The organism is Yoonia sp. (assembly GCF_046498525.1).
GTDB lineage: Bacteria > Pseudomonadota > Alphaproteobacteria > Rhodobacterales > Rhodobacteraceae > Yoonia.
Window position 1 is genome coordinate 1 of sequence record NZ_JAWOAN010000241.1, and the last position, 5,337, is coordinate 5,337.

Sequence of the window (5,337 nt, forward strand, 5' to 3'; positions counted from 1 at the left end):
CAGGTCAGGACTGCATGACATTGAAGTGGGCAGCTTCGTCAGCCCTAAATGGGTACCGCAGATGGCCGATACCGATCAGGTACTGGCGCAGCTGACGCCCGTGCCGGGTGTGCGCTATGCCGTGCTGGTCCCCAATATGCGCGGTTGGGACGATTTCCTGAATGCCCGTCGCGATGACATGATAACCGAGATCGCGGTTTTCATTGCTGCGTCGGAGGGTTTTTCACAGAACAACCTCAATTGCTCTATCGCTGAATCGGTGGTGCGTTTGCATCCGGTTGTGGCGGCTGCGCGCGAAAAGAAGGTCGCGGTGCGGGGGTATGTGTCTTGCGTCACGGATTGCCCATTCGATGGCCCCACGGACCCGCAGCAGGTTGCCGATGCGGTGGGGCTGTTGCGCGATCTGGGCCCGATGCAGGTGTCCTTGGGCGATACGATCGGGAAAGGTACACCCGCAAGGGTCGCGGCGATGCTGGAGGCGGTTCTGGGCGTCGCCCCTGCGGCAGAACTGGCGGGACATTTTCACGATACCGGCGGGCGGGCGCTGGCGAATATCGAAGCATCGCTCGCACTTGGCTTGCGCGCATTTGACACTGCCGTTGGCGGTTTGGGAGGCTGTCCCTATGCCCCCGGTGCACCGGGCAATGTGGCGACAGGGGCGGTCTTGGACCTGTTGCAGCGATTAGGATATCAAACGGGTGTCGACCACGACGTGGTTGCACAGGCGGCTGAATTGGCGAGAGCGATGCGATGATTGATCTGAGTGTGGATGTCCGAGGTGTGGCGACCCTCTCTTTGGCGCGACCGGAAAAACACAATGCCCTGTCTCAGGCGCTGATTGATGACCTCAGTGCTGCGGCTGCAAAGATAGCAGCCGGCGCGTCAATCCGTGTGGTCATTCTGACCGGGCAGGGGCCATCGTTTTGCGCGGGCGGTGATCTGGGCTGGATGCAGGATCAAATGGCAGGTGACGCCACCATGCGGCGGGCCGCAGCGCGGTCTCTTGCGCAGATGCTGGGCGCGATCAACACGTTGCCGCAGCCGGTCATCGGTCGTGTGCAAGGCAATGCCTTTGGCGGCGGCATCGGCATGGCCTGCGTCTGTGATGTGGCGATTGCCGTAGATCACGCCAGGTTTGCCCTGACGGAAACCAGACTGGGGCTGATACCGGCGACCATTGGCCCCTATGTGCTGGCCCGGATGGGCGAGGCGCATGCGCGGCGGGTGTTCATGTCAGGACGTCTTTTCGATGCGGAGGAGGCGGTTGATCTGGGGCTTGCGGCCAAGGCGGTTCCGGCGTCGGAGCTTGATCAGGCCGTTGAGGCGGAAGTGGCCCCGTACCTGCAATGCGCCCCCGATGCGGTTGCATCTGCCAAGGCCTTTGCCCGCAGTCTGGGGCCCGTCATCGACGAATCGGTGATTGCCCGCTCTATCGACGTTTTGATTGCCCAATGGGAGGGCCGTTCAGCGAAAGAAGGCATTTCCGCCTTTTTTGAGCGCCGAAAACCCGATTGGGCCGTCACAAGTGCGCCTTAATTGTCCAAATTTCGTCTCACTTCTGACTGAATTCGCGGACCATTCTGTATCTTGAAGTGGAGAGACAGATGCTCTTTGTATGGCCGACAAGTGAACAAATAATGTATCGCGTGATGCGGTTGCGCCGCTTGATCGCTGTGGCCGTGGTGCTGCCTGTGATTGTGATGCTGGGGATTGCCGTGCTGGACCCCGCCGTGCTGTCGCCGGAGCGCGCGACGATTGCATCCTTGGCCGTTGCCTTTCTTGTCGTTGGTCACGTGGTGCTATTTCCGAACGTGACGCTTGAGACGATCAGCCTGTCGCTCGGGGTGACGGCGCTTGTTGTCGCGATGCCGGTGATCAAGATTATCGCGGGTTGGGCGCCGGAAGCGCATCAATCTGCCGCCCTCGTGCTTCTTGTCACCTTTGCGGTCGCCGCGATGGGCGTCTTGATGGCACTCTTGCAGATTGTCCTCAATATATTGGCCTATTCCGGCCCTTTGATCCGCCTGCGCCTGAAGACCGGACTTGACCTGCCATGCTCTGCCACGGTCGCCCGCCGCCAATGTGCGCTGCAGCCGCAAATCCGGCGTGGTCGCCTTTTGACCGGCCCTGTGGATGACAACGGCTTCTTCAACGTCGCGGTTGCATCGTATCACCGCGATGATTCCGAAAACCCCGATCAGCCCTTGATCGTCAGAGTGGATGCGAAAGTGCTGACTGAAACCGACAACCGGCATGATGTGATGATCGTCCTGCCTAATGGCTCGGTCACCGTGACGTCGCAGTGTTATTCTCCAAGCGAAACTGGATGCCGGCTCGAAGTGACGGATATGCCCGGTGATTTCACCGCAGGGATGCACGCCTTGTTCTGGCTGACAGATCAGCAGGCGGACAACCTTACAGAAATGTCGGATATTATTCTGGGCCACGACGCGCGGGCCAATGGCCTTGCTCATGCCGTGTCGCTTTTGTCGGTTGCAGGCATGATTTTGTCACCGCGTGCGCCGGTCGCCAACCGCACCGAATAAATCCTTTCGAATTGATCACCTGTGACACTCCGCTTGGTTGACCCTTCGGGGCAGCAAAGGTATGCATCTGGCAGCCAACAGACGGACGCATCTTTCGCGTGCCGAGCCGAAAGGAACACCCTTTGCAGGAAATGCTTTCTGAATACCTGCCGATCATGATTTTTCTGGGGCTTGCGATTGCGCTGGGCCTGATCCTGATCATCGCTGCCGCCGTTGTTGCGGTCCGCAATCCGGATCCCGAAAAAGTGTCGGCATATGAATGCGGGTTTAACGCCTTTGACGATGCACGGATGAAATTCGATGTGCGTTTCTATCTGGTCGCGATCCTTTTCATCATCTTCGACCTTGAGGTCGCGTTCCTGTTCCCGTGGGCGGTCGCCTTTCAGGATATCAGCATGGTCGGTTTCTGGTCGATGATGGTATTTCTGGGTGTCCTGACCATTGGCTTTGCCTACGAATGGAAAAAAGGAGCGCTCGAATGGGAGTGATGACCGGAACCGCTGTGGGTGCTGACAAAGAGCATGGTGCGCAGCTGATTAATTCCGAGTTGCAGGACAAGGGTTTTCTTGTGACCTCGACTGCGGATATCGTGAACTGGGCGCGCACCGGATCGCTGCACTGGATGACCTTTGGTCTGGCCTGCTGCGCGGTCGAGATGATGCACACCTCCATGCCACGCTACGACCTTGAACGGTTCGGCACCGCACCGCGTGCGTCTCCGCGCCAGTCCGACCTGATGATCGTGGCGGGTACGCTGACCAACAAGATGGCCCCCGCGCTGCGCAAGGTTTACGACCAGATGCCGGAACCGCGTTACGTGATCTCGATGGGTTCATGTGCCAATGGTGGCGGGTATTATCACTATAGTTATTCGGTTGTGCGTGGCTGTGACAGGATCGTGCCCGTTGATATTTATGTGCCGGGTTGTCCCCCAACCGCCGAGGCGCTGCTTTACGGCATCCTGCAATTGCAGCGCAAGATGCGTCGGACAGGGACGATCGTGCGCTAGGCCGCGCGTCAGTAATATATCGTGCGCTAGGCCGCGCGTGTATAATGTATCGTGCGCTAATTGCGGTGAAAGGATTAAGACATGACCGAAGCCCTGCAAGACCTTGGTGCTCATCTGGAAATGAAACGGCCGGATTGTGTGCTGTCTTGGGACATTGTCCATGATGAGTTGACCGTGACGGTCGCGCCATCCGTGGTCGTCAGCTTTGTGGAATTTCTCAAGAACGACGCAACCTGCAAGTTTTCATCGCTCGTGGATATTACGGCGGTCGACTATCCCAGCCGCGCCAAGCGGTTCGATGTCGTATACCATTTCCTGAGCATGTATCAGAACCAGCGGATTCGCCTGCGTGTGCAGTTGCGTGAAGAAGACATCGCACCGTCGATTATCTCGGTCCATCCGTCTGCCAACTGGTTCGAACGTGAAGTTTTCGACATGTTCGGTATCCTGTTTTCCGGCCACCCGGACCTGCGCCGCATCCTGACGGACTATGGTTTCCGCGGCCATCCACTGCGCAAGGATTTCCCGACGACCGGTTACACCGAGGTGCGCTATGACGAGGTGCAAAAGCGGGTGGTTTACGAACCGGTCAGCCTTGTGCAGGAATACCGCCAGTTCGATTTCATGTCACCGTGGGAGGGTGCGGAATACATCCTGCCCGGTGATGAGAAGAAGAAAGAAGAGAAAGCAGGCTGATGGCCGCGCCAACCCTTCTTTACTGCGTCGGTGCCACAAAGGCCGGCACCTCATGGCTTTATCGCTATCTGCACGATCATCCCGAGTGTGAAATGCCTGCAGTCAAGGAAGCCCATTACTGGGACACATTTGATCCCGATAAGCGTGAAAAGCAGCTTGCCGCGTATCGTGTGCGCCTGCGCGACATGCGCGCCGCCAAATCCAGCGCCGATGCAGAAGGTCGCGGTTGGCAGGTTGAAAACATGGATCGCCGCATCAACGAGATGAAGGCGCTGATCGCAGTGCTCGAGGGAGACCGGAGCAACGACACGGTCTACACCGCCTGGTTGCTGGACGGGCGTGCCTCGGCAAAGGTGGTGGCAGACATCACGCCAAATTACGCAACGCTTTGTGATGATGCACTCGCTCGGATGCGTGACCTCTCTCCCAATACCAAATTTCTCTATCTGATCAGGGACCCGCTTGACCGCCTGTGGTCGCATATCCGCATGCAGGCCCGCCGCCAGCGCCAAGAGCATGAGCAATACGCCAAGAAATCGAACAACATTCTTTACCGCATCCTGAACCGTGGCCAAGAGACGCATATCCTTGAGCGGGGGGATTACCCCAATATCATTCGCAAGCTGCGACGCGTGATCCCCAAGGGGCGGTTGCTGGTCCAGTTCGCCGAAGACCTGTTCACACCCCAAGGACTGGCACGTGTTTGTGCATTTCTCGGGATCAGGCCGGTTGAACCAGAGGTCGCACACGCGGCCAACGAAGGGCCGGAAGTCGTGATGCTGGACAAACTGCGTCCTCGGGCTTTGGGGATGCTGAACGAACACTACGAATGGGTGGCCCGCAATGTCGGGCCTCTGCCACAGCGGTGGCAAGACAATTTAGCGAGGGCTTGAGCCATGATGGACGGCGATATCCGTACAAATATCTATGATGATGGATCATCTGACGCTGCGACCGACGAGCAGCAGATCAGGAACTTCAACATCAACTTCGGTCCGCAACACCCAGCGGCCCACGGCGTCCTGCGTCTGGTGCTGGAGCTTGACGGCGAGATCGTAGAGCGGTGCGACCCGCACATCGGCCTGC

At 58.3% G+C, this 5,337-nt stretch carries 7 protein-coding genes and 1 pseudogene; all 8 read left to right on the forward strand.

Going from position 1 to position 5,337, the window contains the following annotated elements; genetic code table 11:
* A partial coding sequence (locus R6T97_RS14560) for a hydroxymethylglutaryl-CoA lyase (RefSeq protein WP_410350016.1) occupies positions 1-754 on the forward strand: 754 nt, incomplete at its 5' end.
* Entirely contained in the window at positions 751-1,536 is a 786-nt protein-coding gene (locus R6T97_RS14565; RefSeq protein WP_410350017.1) for a crotonase/enoyl-CoA hydratase family protein, read from the forward strand. The genes R6T97_RS14560 and R6T97_RS14565, both read left to right, overlap by 4 nt.
* A gap of 101 nt (positions 1,537-1,637) precedes the next feature.
* Positions 1,638-2,546, forward strand: coding sequence for a hypothetical protein (locus R6T97_RS14570; RefSeq protein ID WP_410350018.1), 909 nt, complete (start codon positions 1,638-1,640; stop codon positions 2,544-2,546).
* Positions 2,547-2,668: 122 nt separating this feature from the next.
* Positions 2,669-3,034, forward strand: a complete 366-nt coding sequence (locus tag R6T97_RS14575; RefSeq protein ID WP_410350019.1) for an NADH-quinone oxidoreductase subunit A — start codon at positions 2,669-2,671, stop codon at positions 3,032-3,034.
* Positions 3,025-3,555 (forward strand): NuoB/complex I 20 kDa subunit family protein, encoded by a 531-nt coding sequence (locus R6T97_RS14580; protein ID WP_055686068.1) that lies wholly within the window; start codon positions 3,025-3,027, stop codon positions 3,553-3,555. The genes R6T97_RS14575 and R6T97_RS14580 overlap by 10 nt, the downstream gene beginning before the upstream one ends.
* An 81-nt stretch (positions 3,556-3,636) precedes the next feature.
* Positions 3,637-4,251 (forward strand): NADH-quinone oxidoreductase subunit C, encoded by a 615-nt coding sequence (locus R6T97_RS14585; RefSeq protein WP_410350020.1) that lies wholly within the window; start codon positions 3,637-3,639, stop codon positions 4,249-4,251.
* Positions 4,251-5,144, forward strand: coding sequence for a sulfotransferase (locus R6T97_RS14590; RefSeq protein WP_410350021.1), 894 nt, complete (start codon positions 4,251-4,253; stop codon positions 5,142-5,144). Before R6T97_RS14585 ends, R6T97_RS14590 begins: the two co-directional genes overlap by 1 nt.
* 3 nt (positions 5,145-5,147) lie before the next feature.
* Positions 5,148-5,337: pseudogene (locus R6T97_RS14595) on the forward strand (NADH-quinone oxidoreductase subunit D); the annotation flags it as partial.